At 48.8% G+C, this 21,852-nt stretch carries 48 protein-coding genes; 26 read left to right on the top strand and 22 right to left on the bottom strand.

Annotated features, from left to right (window positions below; genetic code table 11):
• Window positions 1-60: 60 nt before the first annotated feature.
• From BMW97_RS23310 to BMW97_RS23210, 22 genes are all read right to left on the bottom strand, one after another.
• Window positions 61-1,179: a tyrosine-type recombinase/integrase gene (locus BMW97_RS23310; protein WP_254783069.1), complete on the bottom strand. Its 1,119-nt coding sequence runs from the start codon at window positions 1,177-1,179 to the stop codon at window positions 61-63.
• A complete protein-coding gene (locus tag BMW97_RS24370; protein ID WP_090393371.1) occupies window positions 1,101-1,451 on the bottom strand; it encodes a helix-turn-helix domain-containing protein in 351 nt (116 codons plus the stop codon). The genes BMW97_RS23310 and BMW97_RS24370 overlap by 79 nt, the downstream gene beginning before the upstream one ends.
• A 24-nt stretch (window positions 1,452-1,475) precedes the next feature.
• Window positions 1,476-1,880 (bottom strand): hypothetical protein, encoded by a 405-nt coding sequence (locus tag BMW97_RS23300; RefSeq protein ID WP_090393369.1) that lies wholly within the window; start codon window positions 1,878-1,880, stop codon window positions 1,476-1,478.
• A gap of 102 nt (window positions 1,881-1,982) precedes the next feature.
• A complete protein-coding gene (locus BMW97_RS23295; protein ID WP_090393367.1) occupies window positions 1,983-2,162 on the bottom strand; it encodes a hypothetical protein in 180 nt (59 codons plus the stop codon).
• Between the two features lie 60 nt (window positions 2,163-2,222).
• Window positions 2,223-2,768, bottom strand: coding sequence for a hypothetical protein (locus BMW97_RS23290; protein ID WP_139177239.1), 546 nt, complete (start codon window positions 2,766-2,768; stop codon window positions 2,223-2,225).
• A gap of 10 nt (window positions 2,769-2,778) precedes the next feature.
• Window positions 2,779-2,979: a YodC family protein gene (locus tag BMW97_RS23285; protein WP_090393363.1), complete on the bottom strand. Its 201-nt coding sequence runs from the start codon at window positions 2,977-2,979 to the stop codon at window positions 2,779-2,781.
• Between the two features lie 146 nt (window positions 2,980-3,125).
• A complete protein-coding gene (locus BMW97_RS23280) occupies window positions 3,126-3,434 on the bottom strand; it encodes a hypothetical protein (protein WP_090393361.1) in 309 nt (102 codons plus the stop codon).
• Window positions 3,431-4,456 (bottom strand): hypothetical protein, encoded by a 1,026-nt coding sequence (locus tag BMW97_RS24465; protein ID WP_368086740.1) that lies wholly within the window; start codon window positions 4,454-4,456, stop codon window positions 3,431-3,433. The genes BMW97_RS23280 and BMW97_RS24465 overlap by 4 nt, the downstream gene beginning before the upstream one ends.
• Window positions 4,457-4,466: 10 nt before the next feature.
• Window positions 4,467-4,673: a hypothetical protein gene (locus tag BMW97_RS23270; protein ID WP_090393359.1), complete on the bottom strand. Its 207-nt coding sequence runs from the start codon at window positions 4,671-4,673 to the stop codon at window positions 4,467-4,469.
• A 1-nt stretch (window position 4,674) separates the two neighbouring features.
• Window positions 4,675-5,028, bottom strand: coding sequence for an ead/Ea22-like family protein (locus BMW97_RS24050; protein ID WP_139177237.1), 354 nt, complete (start codon window positions 5,026-5,028; stop codon window positions 4,675-4,677).
• Window positions 5,025-5,612, bottom strand: a complete 588-nt coding sequence (locus BMW97_RS24215) for a hypothetical protein (RefSeq protein ID WP_217639542.1) — start codon at window positions 5,610-5,612, stop codon at window positions 5,025-5,027. The genes BMW97_RS24050 and BMW97_RS24215 overlap by 4 nt, the downstream gene beginning before the upstream one ends.
• A 2-nt stretch (window positions 5,613-5,614) precedes the next feature.
• Complete coding sequence (locus BMW97_RS23255; protein ID WP_083261523.1) at window positions 5,615-5,788, bottom strand: DUF2737 family protein; 174 nt, start codon at window positions 5,786-5,788, stop codon at window positions 5,615-5,617.
• Window positions 5,789-6,096: 308 nt separating this feature from the next.
• Complete coding sequence (locus BMW97_RS23245; protein ID WP_090393355.1) at window positions 6,097-6,579, bottom strand: siphovirus Gp157 family protein; 483 nt, start codon at window positions 6,577-6,579, stop codon at window positions 6,097-6,099.
• Window positions 6,579-7,478, bottom strand: coding sequence for a recombinase RecT (locus BMW97_RS23240; RefSeq protein ID WP_090393354.1), 900 nt, complete (start codon window positions 7,476-7,478; stop codon window positions 6,579-6,581). The genes BMW97_RS23245 and BMW97_RS23240 overlap by 1 nt, the downstream gene beginning before the upstream one ends.
• Complete coding sequence (locus BMW97_RS23235; protein ID WP_254783068.1) at window positions 7,475-7,792, bottom strand: hypothetical protein; 318 nt, start codon at window positions 7,790-7,792, stop codon at window positions 7,475-7,477. Before BMW97_RS23235 ends, BMW97_RS23240 begins: the two co-directional genes overlap by 4 nt.
• A 72-nt stretch (window positions 7,793-7,864) precedes the next feature.
• Window positions 7,865-8,011 (bottom strand): host cell division inhibitory peptide Kil, encoded by a 147-nt coding sequence (locus tag BMW97_RS23230; protein WP_090393350.1) that lies wholly within the window; start codon window positions 8,009-8,011, stop codon window positions 7,865-7,867.
• On the bottom strand, window positions 7,996-8,130 hold the full coding sequence (locus BMW97_RS24045; RefSeq protein WP_121782644.1) for a hypothetical protein: 135 nt from the start codon (window positions 8,128-8,130) through the stop codon (window positions 7,996-7,998). Before BMW97_RS24045 ends, BMW97_RS23230 begins: the two co-directional genes overlap by 16 nt.
• Window positions 8,131-8,326: 196 nt before the next feature.
• On the bottom strand, window positions 8,327-8,503 hold the full coding sequence (locus BMW97_RS24165) for a DUF7167 family protein (protein WP_175481453.1): 177 nt from the start codon (window positions 8,501-8,503) through the stop codon (window positions 8,327-8,329).
• Complete coding sequence (locus tag BMW97_RS23225; protein WP_090393348.1) at window positions 8,503-8,772, bottom strand: hypothetical protein; 270 nt, start codon at window positions 8,770-8,772, stop codon at window positions 8,503-8,505. The genes BMW97_RS24165 and BMW97_RS23225 overlap by 1 nt, the downstream gene beginning before the upstream one ends.
• A gap of 45 nt (window positions 8,773-8,817) precedes the next feature.
• Window positions 8,818-9,450, bottom strand: coding sequence for a hypothetical protein (locus BMW97_RS24040; RefSeq protein WP_139177235.1), 633 nt, complete (start codon window positions 9,448-9,450; stop codon window positions 8,818-8,820).
• 9 nt (window positions 9,451-9,459) lie between these two features.
• Window positions 9,460-9,750 (bottom strand): hypothetical protein, encoded by a 291-nt coding sequence (locus BMW97_RS23215; protein WP_090393343.1) that lies wholly within the window; start codon window positions 9,748-9,750, stop codon window positions 9,460-9,462.
• Window positions 9,751-10,116: 366 nt separating this feature from the next.
• Window positions 10,117-10,836 (bottom strand): LexA family transcriptional regulator, encoded by a 720-nt coding sequence (locus BMW97_RS23210; protein WP_052682939.1) that lies wholly within the window; start codon window positions 10,834-10,836, stop codon window positions 10,117-10,119.
• 117 nt (window positions 10,837-10,953) lie between these two features.
• Between BMW97_RS23210 and BMW97_RS23205 the strand changes: the two genes are divergently transcribed.
• From BMW97_RS23205 to BMW97_RS23065, 26 genes are all read left to right on the top strand, one after another.
• Window positions 10,954-11,226 carry a transcriptional regulator gene (locus BMW97_RS23205; RefSeq protein ID WP_226859424.1) on the top strand — a complete coding sequence of 91 codons (273 nt, stop codon included), beginning with the start codon at window positions 10,954-10,956 and terminating at the stop codon, window positions 11,224-11,226.
• A 108-nt stretch (window positions 11,227-11,334) separates the two neighbouring features.
• On the top strand, window positions 11,335-11,613 hold the full coding sequence (locus BMW97_RS23200; protein ID WP_090393341.1) for a CII family transcriptional regulator: 279 nt from the start codon (window positions 11,335-11,337) through the stop codon (window positions 11,611-11,613).
• Between the two features lie 34 nt (window positions 11,614-11,647).
• Complete coding sequence (locus tag BMW97_RS23195) at window positions 11,648-11,794, top strand: DUF2740 family protein (RefSeq protein WP_088130987.1); 147 nt, start codon at window positions 11,648-11,650, stop codon at window positions 11,792-11,794.
• Window positions 11,787-12,593: a replication protein gene (locus tag BMW97_RS23190; protein WP_090393339.1), complete on the top strand. Its 807-nt coding sequence runs from the start codon at window positions 11,787-11,789 to the stop codon at window positions 12,591-12,593. Before BMW97_RS23195 ends, BMW97_RS23190 begins: the two co-directional genes overlap by 8 nt.
• Window positions 12,590-13,963, top strand: coding sequence for a replicative DNA helicase (locus BMW97_RS23185; RefSeq protein ID WP_090393336.1), 1,374 nt, complete (start codon window positions 12,590-12,592; stop codon window positions 13,961-13,963). Before BMW97_RS23190 ends, BMW97_RS23185 begins: the two co-directional genes overlap by 4 nt.
• Window positions 13,960-14,418, top strand: coding sequence for a MarR family transcriptional regulator (locus BMW97_RS23180; RefSeq protein WP_090393334.1), 459 nt, complete (start codon window positions 13,960-13,962; stop codon window positions 14,416-14,418). Before BMW97_RS23185 ends, BMW97_RS23180 begins: the two co-directional genes overlap by 4 nt.
• Window positions 14,405-14,590, top strand: a complete 186-nt coding sequence (locus BMW97_RS24035; RefSeq protein WP_139177233.1) for a hypothetical protein — start codon at window positions 14,405-14,407, stop codon at window positions 14,588-14,590. Before BMW97_RS23180 ends, BMW97_RS24035 begins: the two co-directional genes overlap by 14 nt.
• Window positions 14,591-14,851: 261 nt before the next feature.
• On the top strand, window positions 14,852-15,040 hold the full coding sequence (locus tag BMW97_RS23170; RefSeq protein ID WP_139177231.1) for a hypothetical protein: 189 nt from the start codon (window positions 14,852-14,854) through the stop codon (window positions 15,038-15,040).
• A 214-nt stretch (window positions 15,041-15,254) separates the two neighbouring features.
• Window positions 15,255-15,449 (top strand): Lar family restriction alleviation protein, encoded by a 195-nt coding sequence (locus tag BMW97_RS24460; RefSeq protein ID WP_090393327.1) that lies wholly within the window; start codon window positions 15,255-15,257, stop codon window positions 15,447-15,449.
• A complete protein-coding gene (locus BMW97_RS23155) occupies window positions 15,421-15,831 on the top strand; it encodes a recombination protein NinB (protein ID WP_090393325.1) in 411 nt (136 codons plus the stop codon). Before BMW97_RS24460 ends, BMW97_RS23155 begins: the two co-directional genes overlap by 29 nt.
• 199 nt (window positions 15,832-16,030) lie before the next feature.
• The gene (locus BMW97_RS23145) at window positions 16,031-16,216 is read left to right on the top strand and encodes a hypothetical protein (protein WP_090393323.1); all 186 of its coding nucleotides are present in this window, start codon (window positions 16,031-16,033) and stop codon (window positions 16,214-16,216) included.
• A complete protein-coding gene (locus tag BMW97_RS23140; protein ID WP_090393321.1) occupies window positions 16,213-16,440 on the top strand; it encodes a hypothetical protein in 228 nt (75 codons plus the stop codon). Before BMW97_RS23145 ends, BMW97_RS23140 begins: the two co-directional genes overlap by 4 nt.
• A gap of 1 nt (window position 16,441) precedes the next feature.
• Window positions 16,442-16,837, top strand: a complete 396-nt coding sequence (locus BMW97_RS23135; RefSeq protein ID WP_090393319.1) for a phage protein NinX family protein — start codon at window positions 16,442-16,444, stop codon at window positions 16,835-16,837.
• Window positions 16,830-17,018 (top strand): protein NinF, encoded by a 189-nt coding sequence (locus BMW97_RS23130; RefSeq protein WP_090393317.1) that lies wholly within the window; start codon window positions 16,830-16,832, stop codon window positions 17,016-17,018. Before BMW97_RS23135 ends, BMW97_RS23130 begins: the two co-directional genes overlap by 8 nt.
• Window positions 16,996-17,460 (top strand): hypothetical protein, encoded by a 465-nt coding sequence (locus tag BMW97_RS23125; RefSeq protein ID WP_254783067.1) that lies wholly within the window; start codon window positions 16,996-16,998, stop codon window positions 17,458-17,460. Before BMW97_RS23130 ends, BMW97_RS23125 begins: the two co-directional genes overlap by 23 nt.
• On the top strand, window positions 17,457-17,699 hold the full coding sequence (locus BMW97_RS23120) for a hypothetical protein (RefSeq protein ID WP_090393313.1): 243 nt from the start codon (window positions 17,457-17,459) through the stop codon (window positions 17,697-17,699). The genes BMW97_RS23125 and BMW97_RS23120 overlap by 4 nt, the downstream gene beginning before the upstream one ends.
• On the top strand, window positions 17,696-18,244 hold the full coding sequence (locus tag BMW97_RS23115) for a phage N-6-adenine-methyltransferase (RefSeq protein ID WP_090393311.1): 549 nt from the start codon (window positions 17,696-17,698) through the stop codon (window positions 18,242-18,244). The genes BMW97_RS23120 and BMW97_RS23115 overlap by 4 nt, the downstream gene beginning before the upstream one ends.
• Complete coding sequence (locus BMW97_RS23110) at window positions 18,241-18,507, top strand: DUF7740 domain-containing protein (protein ID WP_090393309.1); 267 nt, start codon at window positions 18,241-18,243, stop codon at window positions 18,505-18,507. The genes BMW97_RS23115 and BMW97_RS23110 overlap by 4 nt, the downstream gene beginning before the upstream one ends.
• Window positions 18,495-18,680, top strand: coding sequence for a hypothetical protein (locus BMW97_RS23105; RefSeq protein ID WP_090393307.1), 186 nt, complete (start codon window positions 18,495-18,497; stop codon window positions 18,678-18,680). Before BMW97_RS23110 ends, BMW97_RS23105 begins: the two co-directional genes overlap by 13 nt.
• Entirely contained in the window at window positions 18,680-19,198 is a 519-nt protein-coding gene (locus BMW97_RS23100; RefSeq protein ID WP_090393305.1) for an antiterminator Q family protein, read from the top strand. The genes BMW97_RS23105 and BMW97_RS23100 overlap by 1 nt, the downstream gene beginning before the upstream one ends.
• Window positions 19,199-19,339: 141 nt before the next feature.
• On the top strand, window positions 19,340-19,561 hold the full coding sequence (locus BMW97_RS23095) for a hypothetical protein (protein ID WP_090393303.1): 222 nt from the start codon (window positions 19,340-19,342) through the stop codon (window positions 19,559-19,561).
• Between the two features lie 324 nt (window positions 19,562-19,885).
• Window positions 19,886-20,089 (top strand): phage holin family protein, encoded by a 204-nt coding sequence (locus BMW97_RS23090; protein WP_044157993.1) that lies wholly within the window; start codon window positions 19,886-19,888, stop codon window positions 20,087-20,089.
• Window positions 20,061-20,555: a lysozyme gene (locus BMW97_RS23085; RefSeq protein ID WP_090393300.1), complete on the top strand. Its 495-nt coding sequence runs from the start codon at window positions 20,061-20,063 to the stop codon at window positions 20,553-20,555. The genes BMW97_RS23090 and BMW97_RS23085 overlap by 29 nt, the downstream gene beginning before the upstream one ends.
• Window positions 20,552-21,010, top strand: coding sequence for a lysis protein (locus BMW97_RS23080; protein ID WP_090393299.1), 459 nt, complete (start codon window positions 20,552-20,554; stop codon window positions 21,008-21,010). The genes BMW97_RS23085 and BMW97_RS23080 overlap by 4 nt, the downstream gene beginning before the upstream one ends.
• A gap of 225 nt (window positions 21,011-21,235) precedes the next feature.
• Complete coding sequence (locus tag BMW97_RS23070) at window positions 21,236-21,607, top strand: hypothetical protein (RefSeq protein ID WP_090393295.1); 372 nt, start codon at window positions 21,236-21,238, stop codon at window positions 21,605-21,607.
• Between the two features lie 2 nt (window positions 21,608-21,609).
• Complete coding sequence (locus BMW97_RS23065) at window positions 21,610-21,852, top strand: DUF2560 family protein (protein WP_090393293.1); 243 nt, start codon at window positions 21,610-21,612, stop codon at window positions 21,850-21,852.

Below are 21,852 nucleotides of genomic sequence, written 5' to 3'. Positions count from 1 at the left end.
ATTCGTAATGCGAAGGTCGTAGGTTCGACTCCTATTATCGGCACCAGTCATATCAAGTAGTTACGCGTCATTTGTACCTTCCTTATTTTCACTGTGGGACAGATTTGGGACAGAATACCCAAAAATCGAGTCAATTTGCCGCGCATGTTCGGTAAGGTGATTAGGTGCCAGATGAGCATAACGGCGAACCATTTCGATGGACTCCCAACCTCCCATTTCCTGCAATACAGAAATAGGTACTCCGGCCTGCACCAACCAACTCGCCCAGGTATGTCGCAGGTCATGAAACCGGAAATCATCGATTCCAGCTCTTTTTAACGCTGCCCGCCATGCAGTGTTAGCATCGTAGCGCATCTTCCTGACTACTGGTGATTTCGTTCCGTCTGGTTTAGTGCTGCTTTCACGGTATACAAACACCCATTTGTGATGATTGCCAATTTGCTTTTTCAGCACACGACACGCAGTATCATTCAGCGCCACGCCAATGGCCTGATTCGATTTGCTCTGCTCAGGGTGTATCCATGCCACCTTTCGCTGCATGTCTATCTGCTGCCATTCCAGATTGATGATGTTCGAACGTCTTAAGCCAGTAGAAAGCGCAAACTCTACGACTGACTTAAGCGGCTCCGGACATTCATCAATCAACCTTCTAGCCTCGTGAGGTTCAAGCCATCTGATGCGCTTGTTCTTCGGTTGAGGAACTTTGACGATCGGAGCCTTGTCCAGCATTTTCCATTCACGTTCAGCAGCCCTGAGAAGCGCTTTAATGAATGATAGGTGGGTTGCTTTTGTGGCTACCGCTGCTGGCTTTGGTTTGTAATCTGGAGGTTGCTTTCCCTTCTTGCGACACGCCTCTTCCATAAGCTTCCAGTTTTCCTCATGCCGACGATTGGTCATCTTCTGAATGGCAGAGTAAATCTTCGTTTCTGTAATGTCCTTCAACTGCATCCCTGCAAAATGCTGTAGCCAGAATCCGATCCGGCTCTTGTCGTCATCCAGTGACTTCTTGTGCGACTTTTCCTCCAGCCACCTGACACAAGCTTCTTCAAAGGTCATGTCAGGGGTCTCGCCTAATTTACTTACCCTCCATGCTTCGGCCTTTAGTTTGTCATGAAGCTCCGTGGCCTGCCTTTTGTCCTTTGTCCCAAGAGACTGCTTAAATCTTTTGCCGTCCGGCAATGTGAAGCTGGCGTACCAGGTTTCACCTCTGCGGAATAGTGACATTTCAGTTCCTCTGCTATGCCATCACCCGCGCTCACGCCGACAGTATGCAGCGGAGACTGAAGCGCCGCAATGCAGGCTTGCCGTGTGGTGAGGTATGGGGATTTGGGTTTGGAAGGGTTTTTGCGTGTTGCCTGAAGGCGGCCTGTGCGAATCCAGTTGGTGGCGGTGGGTCTGGATATCTTGAGAAATGCACAGGCCTCATCGAGTGTGAGGATGTGTGATTCCATATATTTCCTTAGTAGGGTTCTTGGTTACTCCTGAATATGTTTCTGCAGCCATGCTCGACGTATATAGTGTTCAGATAGGCGGCGATAAAGCTCATTTGAAGATACTCGGCAGATCACATCCCACTGCTGATATGAAAAGTCATATTCGTCTGGTTGGCATGCGAGCCCCTTTACAACCACAGCGTTACGCTCTTTTACGTGAATGGCTATAGCATCAGTTACAGGCAGAGGAGGGGTGGGAGAGCGCTCAAAGTTATCAACGCGCATCAACAAGTCCTGCCTTGCTGATTTACTTATCTCAGCCCATTGCCTTCCATCGAACTCATGCCTAACCCCATCCACACAATCATCCTGAACGACTAGCGCGTTGCGCGCATAGTCTTCGAAGGCTACTGCATCAATAACAGGATGAATCTTTTTGTTGCTCATTCGACACCCCATAAAGAGAACCTGACCTCAGACTAAGATAACATTGCATTATCTATCTCCAATAAAAAACCCGCCTAAGCGGGTCTATGTGAATTCGTATAGTTACTTTAATCGCGATGTTATTAAGGAAACTACCCGCGCAAAAATCCCTACAGGTTCAGCACGGACTTCCTCCTCATCCTCATTCGTGTCGATATCCATTTTCCAGATAGTGAGTTGTGGCACATCTCCAGTAACATCCTTGCTGTCAATTCCGGTAATTTCTTTGAATAAATCTGCCATGTTGCCATCCGTTGTTAAGCCATAGCTAACTTTACATTAAAAAACCGCCATTGCGGCGGTCTAGTCGATACGGATGTGTTCTGCTATAACTTCATAGATTGCCCGTGGCACTGCATCGCTATGTGGGCAATCTTTGTAAGCTTTCTCTATCTTCGAGATGATACTGTCGCGCTTCCTATCTGCTTCTGAGCGGATAGGGCGAAACTGAGGATTATCTATTACGACATCTTTAGAAATCTCAACAGCAGACTCTCTGAACCTAATTCGGCCAGAAAAGACAACAATTTGGTTTGATGAGTATTTGATTTCAACAGGCATCCATTCTTCAGTGCCTGCATCTTTGTACTCGCATTCACATCCCACCGGAGGCAATCCCTCGCCATCCCATTCTGGCTTGCTGGCTGCTAGTGTGGCTTCGTATTGCTGGCGCGTCACTGATCTGTGTGTATCCTCAGCTACAACGCTTAATTTCATATCCACAGTATTTACAATGCATCCCTGCGTACCAACAAGGCGACCCTTAGCATTTTGATATAAGCTTTCTGTGCTCGGTGGCCAGCCACCCAAATCCGGCAATTCCCGCACCAAAATATCAATCAGTTTCACATTCATCTCCTTACGCTAATTTCTTATACACGCGAGGCTCATCAACAGTAGCCGCGCGAAGTTCGTGTTCGTGGCGAATATCGAAGTTGCCGTCATCCCAACGCACCCAGGCTTTCGGATGGTCGCTATCTGGCTCAATCTGGCTCTCAACCATCCCTCTGATGCCTCCAGACTTAAGCTGCACTAACGCGCCCACAGCAAATTTAGCCATAACAATCCCTCTGACATGTGAATGAGTGAAGAGATAGCCGCCCATGCAATAAGGCACGCGATGGCAGCCAGGATAAGGTTGTATTGCATGGTGACTCCGGATAAAGAAAAACCCGCTGGGTGCGGGTTTGTTATGCGTATAATGGGTTAGGCATGGCGTTTTCTATCTGCCGGTAATGGAGGGATATCCATCCACATTATGGCTCTGACGAGACTTCCATCGCATCCGCGCCACTCGTCAGAATCACAGTCGTAGCAGGATGTAATCGCCACGCCGTAGTCAGTTTGAATCAGATACAGTCCGTTGCTTTCAGGTTTAATTTCGGAGGCATCATTCCAGACTGGAATCGGTCCATTGAGATATATCTCCTGAAGTTCCCGCGCCATGTGGTAGGCGATGTGTCTGCGCCCAAAATCACGAACAACCTCTTTGAGCCTTTCATGAGAAATAGTCACAGCTTCGCCTCCTGCTGCGGTGCTGCTGCGTTCTCGGCTGCCATTGCCGCATCGATTTGCTCACGCAATTTTGTCGCATGATAATCGTCCTCTTCATCCGTGATAGTCTGCGACCAGAACAGGCTATGACTTCCGTAAACCATTGGCTCACGGACATCTACCGTTTTAGAGACCAGCCAGTCCATGCGCCGTACGTCATCCGGAATCACCGGAGAGTTGCCAGGCTTCACATATCCACTGTGTGCGTCGGCATCGTAAGCCAGAATATCAGGCTCATCTGCCAACTCACCAATCAGATGACGCATGCGGTCTGCTTCATAGCGCACGCGATCGGGATACTCTGATCGGTCGATCGTGATTCCTTCCCACAGTTGCTGACCTTTGCGATGAAGAATTGCCGTCCAGTTCGTCTTACCGTTCGTTTCCGGCATTGAGCCGTACCAGACTGTTAGTTCTGGCTTGCCATCGGCACCCTGAAGCATGGCGGCGCGGCAGGCGTTCCATCCCTCATCAAATCCAACGATGCCATTATTCAGAGATGGGCGCTCATCAGGCACAGATACCGGAGCTGGCGGGGCGGCATATAGCGGTATAATTTTTCGAGCCTGACCTTCATGGACAGCCCATTCTGGTGGAGCTTCTCTCTCAATGACACGCTTAAAGTCCTGCGGCCCCTCACAAGTAATGCAGGATGCCCATTCGTAGTCCCACGCCACAGGCTCCGCGTTGATACCTGCCGGCGCTGGCGGGGCAGTGTAGAGCGGAACAATTCGCCCTCCCCATTGCTTAACACTACTCTCAGCGAACACTAAATGTTCTGGTCGATAATAACCCGGAGCATCAATGTCTTTTCTTTCGCTATCCCACATGTAAACTACAGCCTCCGCTTCGAGCGATGCCAGCGCGATACGAAACACTTCAGCAGTAAGGCTGCGATACGATTTGTCATCGTGCATCGGGTCGGACAGGAAACCAGTGATGAATGCTTTAAGCTCTGCGTGTTCTCTGGTAATAGTGCTCATGGGTTAGTCCTTAGTAATCGAAATCGACTTTGAATTCGTGTTCACACTCAGGACACTCGACCTCGACTCCTGTAGTTGCCGGGGTGTCATGTTCACAAGCACCAAAACGAGCGTCGACCCAGAAATCATCTTGCACGCTGATAATGTCGAAGTACTCACCACACTCAGGGCATTCAGTGTGCAGTGTGATACTCCACGTTGCTGGTTGATTAGCCATATCACTCTCCTTTACCGGCTGACGCTGCGTTATTGATGCGCTCAACTTCGCGCAGAATGGACGATGAAACACCGACCATGCCACTGATGAGTTCCTGATAATCTGCAATCCGCCGGTCTTTGGCTTCCAGCTCATCCAGCAGAGCCAGAACGGTGGCGGGGTTAGCTGCGGCGATGAATTCAGCCCTAAGGCTTGATGTTCCGACCACTTCGCAATTACAGATGTGGTCTACGAGAGTTTCTCCGTTAGCCACATATTCTTCAGAGACAACTTCACCATTACCTGCGTGAACCCATATTTCGTCGCGAATCCACATTGCTGCGCGGCGCAAAGCATGTTTGTCGATGTTGCTCATTGGGCGGCTCCTTTCGTGAATGCTTTGACGAATGCCTGGCAATCTTCATCACTGAGAAATGATTGCCCCTCTTCGGTTGCACCGCCTTTGCGTAGCTCGTCGGCGAAGTCCTCAGCATCAGCAGCCATGCCGGCGGCCTCTTCAGACATTCTCATGCTTCGGCTACGCAGAGCCTGCTGTCGTTCTCGCTTGTGCGCTGCAAACATCTCCACACCCTGCGCCCGCACTTCAGCCAGGAAAGCGTCTGTTGCCGGTGTTTCGCAGTCGAGCACAAACTGGAATTCATGAAGCGTTTGCCCATCTATGAAATCACCATCTTCTGAGTTAATAATCGCGTTGAATTTCTCGTAAACACTACATGCTTCGGTCAGTAATTCGCGCCCCTTAGACTTCAGCACCGCATTCTCCGCAGCCAGCTTCTCAACCTGCATCTGCAGATTCTCGATAGTCGCATCAGCAGCACGGAACTCGCGCTGAGACTCTGCAAGCTTCTGCTCAAGTGCGGCGTAGTCTTCATACTTCACGAATGGCCCTGAATTTCCGTCCACATCCAGGCTGTAGCTCATTACGTCATAACGATTCACCCTCATTTCTTCGCCCTCTGGTTTAACCAAGCTGTCAGGAATTTGTTCTCGTTCACGCTTGGGAATGATTGACGCTTCAGCATTTCTTCGCGTGGGATGTCGTTGATGGGTTTGAAGCGGTGTCCGGCGATTAACTCATTGGGAGTGATGAATGGGTCGTAATAATTTCCAATCATGCTGCTTTCCTCATGTTCATGTCTCGCTTACGAAGCTGTGTGACCTTTGACCTGACAGCCGAGTAACCTCTTCCCATCATTTCGGCGATGTCCTTTTGCAGGTAGCCTTGACGATAAAGAGCGGCTAGCGTCTTTTCGTCTTGTTGGCTCCATGGGCTTTGAGTGCAGGCTGTAGATAACGAATACTTCTGAGCGAGGTAATAGAATTGGGCTAATGTAAGGCCGAGATGGTCAGCTGCGCGGGGCGCGACCATACGGCCGCACACCGCCTTCATTTCTTCAGGAGTGACGTTTAGTTTTCGCATTTTTTATTTAATGAGAAGGGTTGGCTTACCGAGCTTGAGTGATGCGCCAGGAATAGCATTACCGGCCTTGAGTTGATGCTTGATGGCTAGCTTGTCGGCCTTAACTGTTGTTACGTATTCAACGTACTCAGGTGGCAGGGAGCCTTCATCTGTGATTTCTACCGACTCGACAGGGGCGCGAACAGTTACCTGATGGATGCCGGCTTTGAGTGATTTCTTCCCTGCAGTTTCGAGAGATGCGGCAACATATTCCTTCATGCTGGCAACGCGGCTTTCTGCTGCCTTTGCACGCTCAGAAAGGCGCTTACTTTCTTCTTTCAGCGCCTCAGCATAAGCAGATTCGTTTTTGCAGACAGCGAGGATTTGCTCTACCTTCGCTTCCAGCTCCCATTCAATCCCATCAAGGGTGTCAGCAATCATCTCGGGTTCCATGCCCGAATCTGAAAGTTTGGCGAAATCATTTGCAATCTGATACAAGGCGGTCATTATGCTGCCTCCGGGAATTTTGGTTTGCATTCGTGGTAGATGGCCTGAACGTCCTGCTGCAATTTCATTCCCATTGTCAGCTTAAACGCTTCCTGAAACTTGATTTTCAGGTCGAATAACGTCTCTGCTTTAGCCATCTCATCGCACAGAACCTGAACGCGGTCGATGACTTCCTGCTGACGTTTCCGCTCATCCTCTCGAATATCTTCCTCTGACTTGTGAGGCATAACAGGCTCAGTCCAAACGCCTTCCTCTTCATTCAGAACATGAATCGCGCTATCAAGGCGGGAGGCTTTAGGCCAGTACTTGCTGGCACGCTTAACAACAGTTTTTCGCGCCATCTCATTCCAGTGATTAACCCATGGTCCCTTATCGCTGAATGCGGCTTTGCTCGTCTTCCTGACAGCCTCAATTTCTGCAAGGCTCATCTCTTCCGTAAGGTAATCGCCCGCAGGAGTCTTAACCGTGCAGTAAACGCCAACGATGTCACCACGGTCACCGAAAGCGTTGTATTTGTGTGTCGGAGCCTTATCGAGTCCGTTTGACTCATAGGTGTCGTTAGCATGGACTAGCTTTGCCTGCCCCCATGAGATAACGCCAGACTCCATGGCGATGTGCAGCAACCCCATGTAGCTGATATCGAGACATACCATTCCGTCGCGAGGAACCAGATAAGCCAGCTTGCTTGCCGGGTTCAGTGTGATTCCAATGGCCGCTACGTTGATGATCGCGTTCTGAGCACTGGTAGGGTTCGATAGGGCGGTTTTGGCGAGGAAGTCATTCTTCTGGAAATACTGAATTGCGAACTGGCTTTCCTTAGCCCATGTGACTGTCTGCTCAGTTAACGCGCCGCAGAATAGCGGCTCCTGCTGTTTAACAAATTCAACGATATTGCTCATGCTGCATCCTCGAATGTATGGCGGCGCAGGAATATGCCTATCGCATACTCAACTTCTACGCGCGGTCTGAAAATGTCCCACATAACCTCGCCAGCGAATTCCTGATAGTTGACGTCGTCCTCACCAAGCCATTCAACGGCTGCCTTGGTATGGTCATCTGGTCGGTGTGACTCAAGCATGTTGAGCACCGGCCGCATGTTCGCGCACAGCATCTCAACCTGCTTATCAATCGCTGCATTGTCATCGTCGTTAAAGCTCGCGATGATTTGCTTAATCTCTGTTTTGTCTGTCATCGTCAGGCGCATCTTCTGCATCCTCTTTCTTCTGTTTCAACATGTCCTGCATAAGGCGGACAAAGGCATCTTCTGACCAGGTATCTGCAATGCTCATGATTTGCGGTACCACGGGTGATTAATCGCAGTCTTCATGGCTTCATGAGCTGCTTGCCACATGCGACCATCCCCGAGATAGCGAGCGATAACCGCTTTGCTCTGCGCCGCTTTAAGCAGGCTGTGATTTATAACTGGTGACATAAACCCTCCAGGTGCTTACGGGCAGCACGAATAAGACGGCGAACACGTTTGGATAATTCGGATTCAGCGGGGAAATAAGCGGACATGACGCCGCTACCCGCGAGGCTTAGTTGCATCATGGGCTGGTTCCTTATGTTGTGTGTGATTGCATAGCGCTGCGTTCGTTGAGCGCACTGATATACAGTTAAAAAAATGGCCTCACGAAGAGGCCAAGATGACAACAAGGGGTATTTAATCAGACACTATCGAGTCGTCCTCAATAGTACGGTGCGGTATTACACCCAATAGCTAACTCAGAGAATTAGCTATCAGCTGCTATTCGCCTTCCTCTTCTTCACCAACTACGTAATATCCATATCCGCAATAATTCAGAAACTCTTCGTGAGCTGCGTCTGCTATTTCCTTATCCGTGGCATCATCATCGACTTCAATATCGACGACCTCGTTAGCACCAACCCATGACGTTTCAATTGTCACTCGTACTGTTTTCATCACTCCTCCCCCAGAGCCTTGCTGATGGCTGCGCGAGCGGTCGCGTACACAGCGTCCCACTCGCTCACGTCATGTTCCATATCGACAATGTTTAATAGAACTTCCAGCAAATCAGGAGCTGCTGCTATCAACGTGGCGTTATGGTCATCTTGCTCACTCTCAGCTCTTAGAAGCATAATTTCGCAGCCTTCGGCATCGATTAATCCGTAATCGTGATAATCAACGGCGTTAATTCTCCAAGGCGCTGGACTTCCCTCAAAACTTTTCATATTCACCTCTGTGGCTTGCTGCCAAAAGAAGGCCGACTATGCGGCCTATTTGATTGAGCGAATTGTTGTCCGCGACACTGAATGCTCAGCTGTAAGCTTGAATTTACGCTCGCATTCATAACATGTATGTTCTTCTTCGCAGGCGTCGTATGATTCATCGGTGGATATTTCAGCCTTACACCATGGGCAACGAGCCTTATCTTCGTGCCAAAAATCCAGCTCATCATATTCATCATCAGGAATAATTCTTGCCTCAGCTGCTGCGAGGCGTTCCTGATTAATTTTCTCCTGGCAATCATTGCATCGCCATCCACCACGACACCCCCAGACAGCACCCATTCCTGCTATGGTTTGTGACGTTGAAGCGTGCTCTCTATCAATTCCGCAATCAACACAAACATCGTGCTTTTCACATCTGCAATACGCCCAATCTTGTGGCGAACCATTGCAGTGATCGCAACCTTCAACCCAGTGCCAAACCCCATCAATTTCCTTTGAATACCAGCTTTTTACTGGTGGCGTTAATTCAAAGTCGCATTCTTGGATGAGTTTTCCGCCTTTAACTATGCGCTCACCAAAACGCTGATAGGTTCCTGCTCTTGAGCGCTGTATCCCTGAGAAAAGGCGAGGGTCATTAATGACGCCCCTGATAATCTCTCCATCAATTCTATTGCTCATTCCCTCACCTCAAATAAGTGGCTTACTGCTCAGCTTCATGCGCTGAACGGCGTGGATTTTGTTACCGAGCGGGTTAGTGTCACGGTAGTAGGTGCGATTATGTTTAACCGCGGTTACTTCAACTTCCTTCTGACGCGTTCCGGCAAGCGAAATGGCTTTGGAAACACGTGTACTGCATGTGCTATTTGCTACCCGGCGTGCAAGAGAAGCGTCCTGCATTGCCTGTTCACGTTGAGCTTGTCTGCGTGCTCTGCGGCGATTTCTGGCGTTATCATCAGCCAGGTAAGTAACGATTATCATGTTGACCTCCGATGATTGGCTTTGGTGGTGTGGTGCCTGTCGCCACAGGTAGAGCGTTTGCCGCGTGCTAATAGCAGCCTTCACCACACCCCAAAGCCAACTACTCTTTGGTTCCCGCATTTCGGCGGGACAATCCCATCAATGTTAAAGAGCGATTCACCGTCCTGGTGAGTAGTGCGTCCTGCTGATGGAGTAAAATTAGCACCATGCTAAATTGATAGCAAGTGCTAGATGCTAAAAAATTAGCGTGAATTGCTAAAGAGATGTTTTTGAAGGGAAAATAATTTAGCGTAAAGCTGATGTGATATTTACATTGGGCAACAAAAAACCCGCACTAGGCGGGTTGGATGTATTGCTGTGGAGGTATTAGTAGGTTACGGATGACCAGAAGACGCGGCCAATCACTCGAATATCAGATGATGGTCTTATTTCTTCAGGGTGCTCTTCGCTGTTGTAACTCCTGATCCGAATCATTCCACCAGGCATTGCATACAACAGTTTTACACGTAGTAAATCGCCGTAGTCGATAGCATACATCTTGCCGTCTTTAACTTCCTTGCAGCCAGTATCAACTCCGACCGTAGAACCGTTAGGCAGCACCGGTTCCATACTATTACCGATAACCTCAACACATACAGCGTTAGTGAACTGTATGTTCAGTTTTCGAAGTGTAGATTTTGCGAATCTCAACTTATATCCATTATGGTCTTCACGAAAGGTGCTTCCAGCTCCTGCGGCTAACTGCACTTCCTTCAGGAACGGGATCTCAACTTCATCATCATCCAGTGATGTCTGGTTATCCCAAGGCTCAATCCCACCGATTATCTTAGCCTCACCTCGATTCTCGGCTTCCTCTAACTCTGGATGTAATTGATCTAACCAGCCATGTGGAAGGTTTAGGTTTAGTTCAATTTTGCGAGCAAGGTCATCACCTAAATTTCGCACTGCTTTTTCACCCAGTATCTGGCTCAGGGTAGAGGGTGACGTGCCGACCTTTTCTGCAAAGTCAGCTTTCGTGATTCCACTGCGGATAGCAAGGTTCTGCTGGTAGCGGAGGTTAGTCCGCCTGATGTCTTTTATGTCCATGCTCAAATCATCCCATCTTTTAGCACGGCGATAAATATGCATAAAGCTAAACTCTCTCTTGATTTAAATTTAGCATGACGCTAATATTTGTATTGTGCATTAGCAGATGGAGCACCTATGGAAACCAACGTTAAGCAGTTTGAACAGATGAATGATCTGCTTCGCTGGAGAAAACAGGCCTCCAAGGAAGATTGGGAAAAGCTGGCGAAGCTTGCCAATACAACTCCTGGGAACCTGGACCAGCTGGCTTATGGATATCGCGGAGCATCAGCACAGAAGGCAAGTGACATTGCAAACGCATCCTTGAACTTCCGATTCCCCAAGCCTGTAACCAAAGAAGCAATCGCCTTTCCTCCAGTACGGAAAGTGACAAGTAGTAAAGCAGCATAAGAAGTACCGCTCTTTAACAGCCCTGGCCTCATTCCCGCCGAAATGCGGGGATAAACCAACGCATCAACAGATGCGTATTTACTTATTAACTAAGGAATATATTCACATATGGAACACGCAAAGAAACGCAACGAGGCAATGCGCATTGAAAGCGCCTTGCTTAATAAGATCGCCCTGATTGGCACAGAGAAAACAGCAGCAGCTGTAGGTGTCGATAAAGCACAGATTAGCCGATGGAAGCGAGACTGGATTCCCAAGTTCTCAATGCTTCTGGCAGTGCTTGAATGGGGAGTTGTGGATGATGAGATGGCGAGACTTGCACAGCAGGTGGCGTCGATTCTCACAAAAGAAAAACGTCCAGCTGTTGGTAGCAGTCTGGACGCTTAAGCACACTGTGTTACGCCAAGTAACAGGAGTAATTATGACAAAACCACTCAGTCCTTACCAGGACAAAATGCACAAAAACATACTACGTGATCGCTTCCTGTCCAGCTTCAAGCAGCCTGGTCGATTTCGGGCTGAGTTGGAGAAAGTGAAGCTGATGCAGAAGGAGAAAGGTCATGAGTAATCTCGCAACCGTAACACCTATAAAGCCTCACCTTGAGGTTGTGGAGCATCGCGTGGCAGATACCGAAGATGGCTTCATGCGCGTTGCTAACGAGCTTACAGATAGCTTACTGATGGCTGATTTAACCGCCCGGCAGTTGAAGGTAATGCTCGCTATCATGCGCAAGACATACGGATTCAATAAGCCAATGGACAGGCTCACAAACACGCAGATAGCAGCAATGACGGGTATTCACCACACCCATATCTGCGCCGCAAAACGTCAGCTGATAGAGCGCAAGTTTCTCATTGCAGACGGCGTGAGAATTGGAGTTAACAAGGTGGTCTCAGAGTGGATTAGCCAAGACAGCTTAACTTTAGCTAAGACGGCTAATAAAACATTAGCCAAGTCAGCTAATGGGTATAAGCCAACTCAGCTAAACACAAAAGACAATATTCAAAAGACAATAAATACAAATACCCCCTTACCCCCTAAAGGGGGATGCGATGATAGTTCTAAACCTGAAAAGCGAAAGACCGTTCGCATCAACTACAACGAGTATCTCGAAGCCTACAACGAGATCGTTGGTGACAGATTACCTCATGCTGTAGAGGCAAACGCAGAGCGTCAGCGCAAACTCAAGAAGCTGATTAACTCTCTCGCCACCAAAAACATCGACGGCTACCGGGCATACGTGAAAGCGTTCATGTCTGCTGCAAGGCCATTCCATTTCGGCGATAACGATCGCGGTTGGGTGGCGACGTTTGATTACCTGCTTCAGCCGAAAGTATTAACCGCAATTCGTGAGGGAACACTATGAGACAGGATATCGAGGCCAGCGTTATCGGCGGACTTCTCCTGGGTGGATTAACGCCTGAAGCTGGAGACGTTCTGGCTACGCTTGAACCGGAAGCATTCTCCATCCCGCTCTACCGGAAAGCCTTTGAGGTGATCTGCAAGCAAGCCCGAAACCGTAATCTGATTGACGCCCTGATGGTCGCTGAGGAATGCGGTGATGAGCATGCCACCGACGTGATGATGACTGCGCGGTCATGTCCAAGCGCTGCAAACCTGAAAGGCTATGCCAGCATGGTTGCCGATAACTATCATCGCCGACTGGTGTTGCAGCTTATCAGCGAAATGCGTGACCCTATCGAGAACGGAACAATCGATACGTCAGGTCAGGCCATGGACGAACTGGTAAAGCGCCTGTCAGCCATCAGGAAGCCGCGTGACGAGATTAAACCTGTTCACCTTGGCGATATCATCACCGACTACACAGAAACGCTTGATAAGCGCCTCCGTAACGGTGAAGAGTCAGACAACCTGAAGACAGGCATAGACGAACTGGATGCAATCCTTGGCGGGATTAACGCCGAAGACCTGATCATCGTTGCTGCGCGACCCGGCATGGGGAAAACAGAATTCTCTCTCAAGCTGGCAGAAAGCGTAGCAAGTCGGACGCTTCCCAACTCAGAGCAGAAACGCGGAGTGCTGATTTTCTCGATGGAGATGAGCGCACTGCAGATTGCAGAGCGAAGCATTGCCGGGGCTGGGATGATGTCGGTTAGCTCACTGAGAAACCCAACTCGCATGAACGATGAAGCATGGGGAAGGGTTGCGGAAGGTATGAAGCGTTTGGCAGGGCTAGACGTGTGGGTAGTAGACGCATGCCGTCTTTCTGTTGAGGAAATCAGGTCGATCGCAGAACGCCTGAAGCAGGAAAATCCCCACCTGTCGCTCATCATGGCTGACTACCTTGGACTCATTCAGAAGCCGAAAGCAGAACGAAACGACCTGGCTATTGCTCACATCTCCGGAAGCTTAAAAGCTATGGCGAAGGAGCTTAAAACTCCTGTCGTATCGCTCAGTCAGCTATCCCGTGAAGTTGAGAAACGCCCCAACAAACGCCCAACCAACGCAGACCTGCGCGACTCAGGCAGTATCGAGCAGGATGCAGACTCAATCATCATGCTGTATCGCGAGGCTGTGTATGACGAAAACAGCCCGGCCGCACCTTACGCAGAAATCATCGTGACGAAAAACCGCTTTGGCTCCCTGGGTACTGTGTATCAGGGATTCCGAAATGGTCACTTTGTTGGATGTGACCAGACTGAGGCCAGAGCGAAATGCACAGCTGCAAGCCAGCCTCCACAGAAAGGCCGTCGATACTCAGGAGCAGATGTATGAACACACGAGACAAAATACTCAACCACCTTGAAACATACGCCCACGCATCACTCGCAGAACTTCGAAGAATACCCAACACAAACCGAGACACCGTAGCCATCACCCTTAAGGAGATGGTTCAGGCCGGTGACGTTGAATTCTACATCGCTAAAAACAGGGCAAAGCGATATCGCCTGACTGGATACCCTAAGCGATTTGAGCCGGTAGTTGAATATCTGGAGCATCACGAAAAGGCATTCGCATCTGACCTTGCTGAATACACGGGGCTGGATAAGCAGCACATGGCGAAAATCCTCAAAGACATGCATGAGCAGGGCGAGATATACCGCGACTGGAGCGACAGAAGGAAAACGTGGGTATACAGCATAAAGCGTTCTGTGAATTGGGGATGCGCTAACCCACTGACTGCATTTATCAACCAGAGATTGAGAGAGGTGCGAAGTGAGCGAGCCTAAATTTCCTGAGCTACCAGTTGATGTGCAAGTCGCATTGATTAATGCAGCAACTCAAATGGCAACCGCAAAAATTCAGTCCTTAGGAAGCAAATATAACCAAGACCTGGATTTCTTCAAGCGGGAGTATCGGAAAATCTGCGATTCACTCTATGCGGAAAACCGTGGCCGCTAACACCCCAGCACGCTGATGGAGAGGAATAATGAGCAGGAAAAAGTATTGGTTTCTTAATGCTCTCTGGCAACTGGCTATGTACGGAATGCTTCTGGCGTTCTATCAGTACGAATCCTATGCGTTCAACTATAGCTGGCACTACAAGGCTGAGCGCGTTTGGATGGTTGGAGCAATTTCCGCACTAGCCCATTCGGTTATGTATTACGTGTTTCTGGAAGGTATTAATTGCTTCCCAAGAAAACAAAGGTGATGGAGAGGAATATGGACGAATCAAGAAAGCAGTTTGAGCAAGCATTCGCAAAAATAAAACGCATTCCCATTTCTGCTGTAGAAAGTTGTAGATACGGAGATGGATATTGGGATGAAGGGAATTTGAACACTCGCGGTATATCTACAGCATGGGAAATCTGGAAAGAGGGTTATGCCGCTGGAATCAAAGTGAAGGAGTGAGTATGAGCTTGTTTACATGCGAATGTGAATTCTGTGGAAAGCGGCGATTAAAGCTATTCAGCAAAGCCTATCCATCAATATGGTCGATGTGGAAGGTATACCGATTCTGTAACAGAGAGTGCGCGAAGAAATTCATCGAGAGAAGCAGGGAAGCTGAGCTAAAGCTATGGAGAATGCTTTGCGATACCGTCCAAAGTAAATATTGGGAGTGATTATGAGCGAGTTAAAGCCGTGCCCGTTTTGTGGCATTAAAGACAATGCTGTTTTGAGTTACTGCAATCAGGAATGGTTCCATGCTTACTGCTACAAGTGCGGATCGAATGGGCCTGAGGAAAAAACAGAAGCCGAAGCAGCATTGTCCTGGAACCGGAGAGCAAGAGATGAAACAGACAATCTTCCTTCGAAGTAAGCAGCAACAGCAGTCAGCAATAAACGCCATCCTCGCATCACCTCTCGACAACGAACGACCCATCACCATTCGAATCTCGGACTACAAGCGGTCACTAGACCAGAATTCACGTTTTCACGCGATGCTGGGTGATATCGCTCGTCAGGTCACATGGTGTGGAAAGCAACTCAAGCCTGAGCAGTGGAAGGTATTGCTGATTAGCGGTCATGCAGTCGCTACAAAGCAGGAGGCTGAAGTCGTACCCGGGTTAGAGGGTGAGTACGTCAACATACGTGAGAGCAGCGCAGAGATGAGCGTAGGGCGCATGGCGAGCCTCATAGAGTACACGATGGCTTGGGCAGCAGGTCAGAACGTCAGATTCACTGACAGGAGGTACGATTGAAGCGAACGTATTTCTACCACCCGCCAATGACTACCGACGAAGCCAACCAATTAATCACTCTTTACCACTCCCGAAACGTACAAACCACCAAGCACCTAAGCGCTGACCCACGCCTGTGGATAGTCGGAGCCTTATTGCCTGAGTACGCCAGCGAGCCAAAGGGTAGGAGTCAATATCAATCCAGAATGTGGAGTTAACTATGAAGGTTGAATTGGAAGTTACCGCAAGTCAGTTGATAGAGCATCTGAGGCCTACAAACTCGCAATTCAGAATGAGAATTCCTGGTGGTTGCTGGCAAGAAATTAGTGAAGAGGCCATTCGAATTTATATATCTGCAGTTATTCAGGCTATGCAAGAAAATGCCGAAAGAGTGGTGAAGCTATGAGCAACTTAGACGATGACTACGCAGACCGACTCGCTGACCTTCTCGAAGATATGGAAGGAGACGGGGTTGACTCTGTGGGCATGATTATGAACTGGGTAGCCGGATATGTTCAGGGAAAGATGGAAGGCAATGGAGCGGAAGCCTACATGTACCAGTTCGAAGATGCCGACATGATTATCCAATTACAGGAACCAGAAGAAACCACAGCGGCGAGGTTGCATTGATATGGACTATTCACAGTTATCAGACTTTGAAATTAACAAATTGGTTGCTGAGGCTACCGGCACGCAGGTGGAGGAAACTTATCAGTTCGTAAATGGCGGTGAAGATATTGAAGACCACATGAGCGGCATTGTGCTGATGCGCAAGATAACCAGCAATCGTAAGCACTGGAAGCTATATGACCCATGCAACAACGCATCAGACGCGTGGCCGATAATTTTAAAAAATGGAATCAACGTATTTACCGACATGATTCCTCACGGTCTTCTTGGGCAGGCAAGGGCATCTGTTATTTCACATGAACCACCTAACTCTGAATGCATAATTGCGAAAGACGCAAACCCTCTCCGCGCCGCCATGATTGTTTTCCTCATGATGCAGGACGCCAAACATGCTTAGCCAATCAGAAGCCCAATCATACGAGCAGCAGAGCATACGTCGAACGTTGTGCGCAGGCTGCACGAAGGAGTTATCAGATGGCGAGACACACTGTTGCGAAGAATGTGCCTCAATGGCAATAGCGTATCGCGACCCTAACGGATTTATGACGGAGGAAGATGATGGCTCTCAAGAGGGATAAGTTTGATGACGTTTTCTCCCAACTGGTGAGGGAGCGAACGGACTGGCAGTGCGATTACTGTGGACGAACATTCCACCAAGAAAGATTCAAACTTCACTGTTCACACTTCAAATCACGACGACACAAAGCAACACGGTATCACCCCTTCAACGCCTTCTCACACTGTATCGGCTGTCACCGCAAACTCGAAGAAGACCCCTACGAATTCACCAACCATGCAGAAATAGTGTATGGGGAGTTGACTATTGAGCGCGTAGCGCGTCTTGCAAGCGTTCCGGTGCGACTAAAACCGTGGCAGATGGATGAACTGTACCAGGTGATGAAAAGCGAGCTGAAGAGGTTACAGGCCTTAAGAGCAAGCGGTGTTGTTGGGAGAATCGAATTCACTCTTCCTGAGTGGTATCAGGGAGGAATCGAGTTCCGAATGGGAGAAGCAGCATGACCAGAGAATACGTCAAGAAAATCCACTACCCATGCGAAACGGCAGCCATCTTTCAGGATGTGCTTTTCGTCATGCGAATTAACCATCACTCGGAGCTTCTGAATCAGGCTGACAGAGCGGCTGAGTTCTACCTGAGTTATTTCCCTTACTGCACGTTAGAAAACGTCAGGGAAGGCGTTCTGTACAGTTTTGGTGGCCTTTACCTGAATGATTACGATCTTATCCGGGAGGCAGCATGACTGACAAATCAAACACCCCAGCAGAAATTAAAGACCTGTGGCGAACGCCGCCAGAAATATTCCACGCACTGAATGCTGAGTTCAATTTCGTGCTGGATGCAGCTGCAAGCGCTGAAAACGCATTGTGTAAAAGGTACATAACCGAAGAGCAGAACACTTTCCATGTGGCGTGGGCATCGCTGATGTCAGGCATGCCTGGTTATGCATGGATGAATCCACCATACAGCCGACCCATGCCATTCGTTCAGGTAGCTGCGCAGGAGAATACTGACAATGCTATCGGGTGCGTAATGCTGCTACCGGCAGATACGTCCGTGTTGTGGTTCAGGGAAGCCATTAAGACGGCGCATGAAGTTCGGTTTATCACAGGTGGTCGCCTCTCATTCCTGAATGCAGAAACCGGTAAACCAGTAAACGGCAACAACAAAGGCTCAATGCTCGTCATCTGGCACCCTTATCCACGCTCTGGCGAATGTCGCATGACGGCGGTAGATCGTGATGTGCTGATGGAGTACGGGCGCAGATTCATGAGGAAAGCAGCATGACAGATATAAGCAGAGAGGTATGTGAAGAATATCTGGATGCTTTGGTCACAGTGGAGCTATCCGTACGATTCGCACAACTCGAAGACCGTAAGATTAACGCCACCATCCGCGCAACAGTAACCGAGTTACTCAAGCGCATCCGCGACAAGAAAATACGCGCCATCTTAGCTGGCTTATCCCGTCAGCCATTTCCTGATGGAGCCTTGAAGATGATGCGTCGCCAGTTAGATAGCTTAGTAGGAGAACCCGTATGTGCTCAGTAACTAACATCCAGCAAGTCAAATGGCAGCGTCAGCGCGATATGCATACAGAGCAGGTGCTGATCGGCAAAGAGCAGGAGCTTGAGCGCAGTCTTGAGTATGTACGCGATCAACTTCGTGAAGTGCGTAATCGACTAGGAACGAATAAGCCTGGCAACGATCCGGAGGCTGCATAATGGGAGTGCGCGAACTTAACCTGACGAAAGAACAGAATGACTGGCTTAATGGCTGGCTTGAACTGTGGGGTGCATGGGTTTACTCGGGTCGACTGGAAAAACGCATGAGCAGCGTTATAGCGCAGTTTATGGAGAGAGTTGAACCATCACGAGTAATGACAAGGCCAATGTGCAATGACGATGACGGAATGTTGATTTCTCAGGTCGTAGATTCCGTTATGCGCATCGACACAAAGGCCTTTGGTATTCTTCTCAGCTACTACTCTCATGGTTCTTCCAAGAGAGCAATTGCATCGTACTACCATGCGACTGCAAAACCACGCAAGATGTGCGGCAGAAGTGGAGAGGGTTGGCGTAGACCGTCTCTGGCAACATGCAGAAACGAGATTGACGAAATCCTCAAAGCTTCACTATTCGTTTTGTACCAACCAATGCAAGATGCCTTTAAAAGTCGCAAACGTGTTGAGAAAGTTAAACATGTTGCTCCTAAAAGGCTTGACAACCTTTTAGCCATTTAGCCATAATTACAGGGTAAGCTGCCGTTAGTGACTCTTAAGTTACTCCGGTGGCTTTTTTGCTATGGATAGGGTAGCTCCCGAAAAGCAGTATCGTCACTGCCTGCCATAGCGAACATTGACGAGCAACTAGACGAGGTTGTTATGAGTGACACAGAGCATATTGTTAGCATTATACTTCACATAATTCAGGCTATTGCAGCAGTGATATTCCTTATTGTGATGTGGAAATGGTCACGCAAGCCTAAGGCTGTAAAGCCAAATAAAATGCAAGAAGCAGCTGCTATAGAAGAAATGGAAAGGCAGTATAGGCTAACCAAGAAAAGCTTAGAAGCAATCAAGAACATGTCATCACTAGGTCGCTAAGGCGGCCTTTTTTATTGCACGACCTTTCTGAAAGCGCATCCCACCAAATACCAGACAGACAATACCCTCACCTTATCCGCTGTGGCTACGGTGCCGGTGCGCTTTGCAAAAAAGAAAACCCGCTCAATGGCGGGCTTCGTGAAAATGGGCGACAAGAGACTGCGCTAACAGCCTCCTGTCATCTTGCTCATGATTGGACTCACGAACAAAGACCGAGGCCCATATCGTCTGATCAGACGTCATGACCATAGATCGGATTTGTTCAGCAGACAATTACCTAGATTCTTAATTTTGAACAAATCCCCATTTTCTCGGGGGTAGAGTATGTACCGTATGGACAAGATAAGAGAATGGCTCAGTTATTGGTTCGGAGGCCTGACAACGATGGGTGGCGTTCTATCCCTTAACGACTGGGCGATCATCATTGGTATTCTCTGTACCGTCGGCACATTCGGCATCAACTGGTACTACAAGCGCAAAGAGCGCGAGGACAGATTGAATGGCAATGTCTCCGGCACTCAGAAATAGCATTATTGCCACGTTGGGCGGCGGCGCTATCGCAATAGCGACAACAATGCTCTCCGGTAAAGATGGTCTCGAAGGTCGAAAGTATGAAGCATATCGCGATGTTGTCGGGGTTCTGACAGTCTGTGACGGTCACACCGGTTCAGACATCATCATAAATAAGCGATACACAGATAAAGAGTGCGACGCACTAACAAGAAAAGACCTTCAGCGTATAGCTTCACGGGTTGACCCATACATCAAAGTGCCAACCACTGAAACTCAACGCGCAGCAATTTACTCTTTCGCTTACAACGTCGGCGCAACAGCCACAATCAATTCCACTCTCCTGAAAAAGCTTAACTCCAAAGACTATGCCGGAGCTTGCTCAGAGCTTAAACGCTGGGTATATGCAGGCGGTCAGAAGTGGAAAGGTCTGGTTAACAGGCGTGACGTTGAATATCAGGTATGCACCTGGGGCCAGAAATGAGCAGACTAACCGCAATCATCATTGCAGTCATCGCCTGCATCATTATCTCGCTTGGCTGGGCTGTTAATCACTACCGTGACAACGCCATTGACTACAAGAAGCAACGAGACACGGCGGTTAACGAAGCTGCTCTGGCAAAAGCAACAATCACCGACATGCAGACGCGCCAACGCGACGTTGCCAATCTCGATGCCAAATACACGAAGGAACTCGCAGATGCTCAGGAAACTATCAATCAGCTTGAGCGCGATGTTGCTACTGGCAAGCGTCGGTTGCAGCTCAATGCAACCTGTAAAGGTAATTCCACCGGAACCTCCGGCATGGATGATGCTACCAGCCCCAGACTTACTGACTCCGCTGAACGGGATTATTTCACCCTCAGACAGCGAATCGAAACAGTCACAAAGCAACTAACCGGATTGCAGGAATACGTGAGAACGCAATGCCTGAGGTAGCCAATGAGAAAACGAGAGCGTGAAATAACACTGCTCTACGGAATGTCACTCATACGTGATGACGTTCTTAACCACCCGCTTCCAAAGCACTCAGCCAAAGACAGATTGATAACCTTCGTGCATTACGTGTTTGCATTCGCGTCTGTCATAACACTGGCGGCTGCATCAATCATTCTGATTCTTACGTTCATCCCCACAACGGGATAACAACCAACGGAGCCAACAATGGCAAAAGCCAAATGGCCTAAGTTGCCATGCTTTACCATTCCGCTATTTCAAAGCGCGAATGTTTATCTGGCGCTGACAAGAGAGCAATTTCAGCAGGCAGATGCTTTCTTGGGAGGCTCTATTGGAGAGAAGCCTTTTAATTCTGGGCTGACCAGCAACTATGAAAACACCGGCACAGGTGAGCGAGTTTACCTGTTAGGCGTGTTCGACAATCAACTATCAACTCTTGTCCATGAGTGCGCACATGCTTGCTTTTACGCCTGTGATGATGTTGGCGTGACAACAAAACCAGATGAAGCTAACGAAACCTATTGCTACATACTGGACAGGATGTTTAGTCAATTCCTTCCATATCTGAAACAGGAATAAAAATGGCAGACATTACCCAAATGACAGATGCACAGAAACTAAAACTCGAAGTCTACCGCCTGGTGATGAATGACTCAGCAGCTACCGAAAAGGCCATTGAGTTTATCGCCGGTAACGAGCTTAACTTTGAGCTGTTCAAAGATGCATATGCCAAGACAGCCAATGAGCCGACTGCGCTAGCTAAAACTGAAAAGGCTATTCGGGAAGCCAAAGAAGTACTCGACCTGTTCACTACTGGAGCATAA

Source organism: Enterobacter sp. NFIX58, assembly GCF_900110475.1.
Lineage (GTDB): Bacteria > Pseudomonadota > Gammaproteobacteria > Enterobacterales > Enterobacteriaceae > Enterobacter > Enterobacter quasiroggenkampii.
This window is presented reverse-complemented; position numbering and strand designations above follow the sequence as displayed.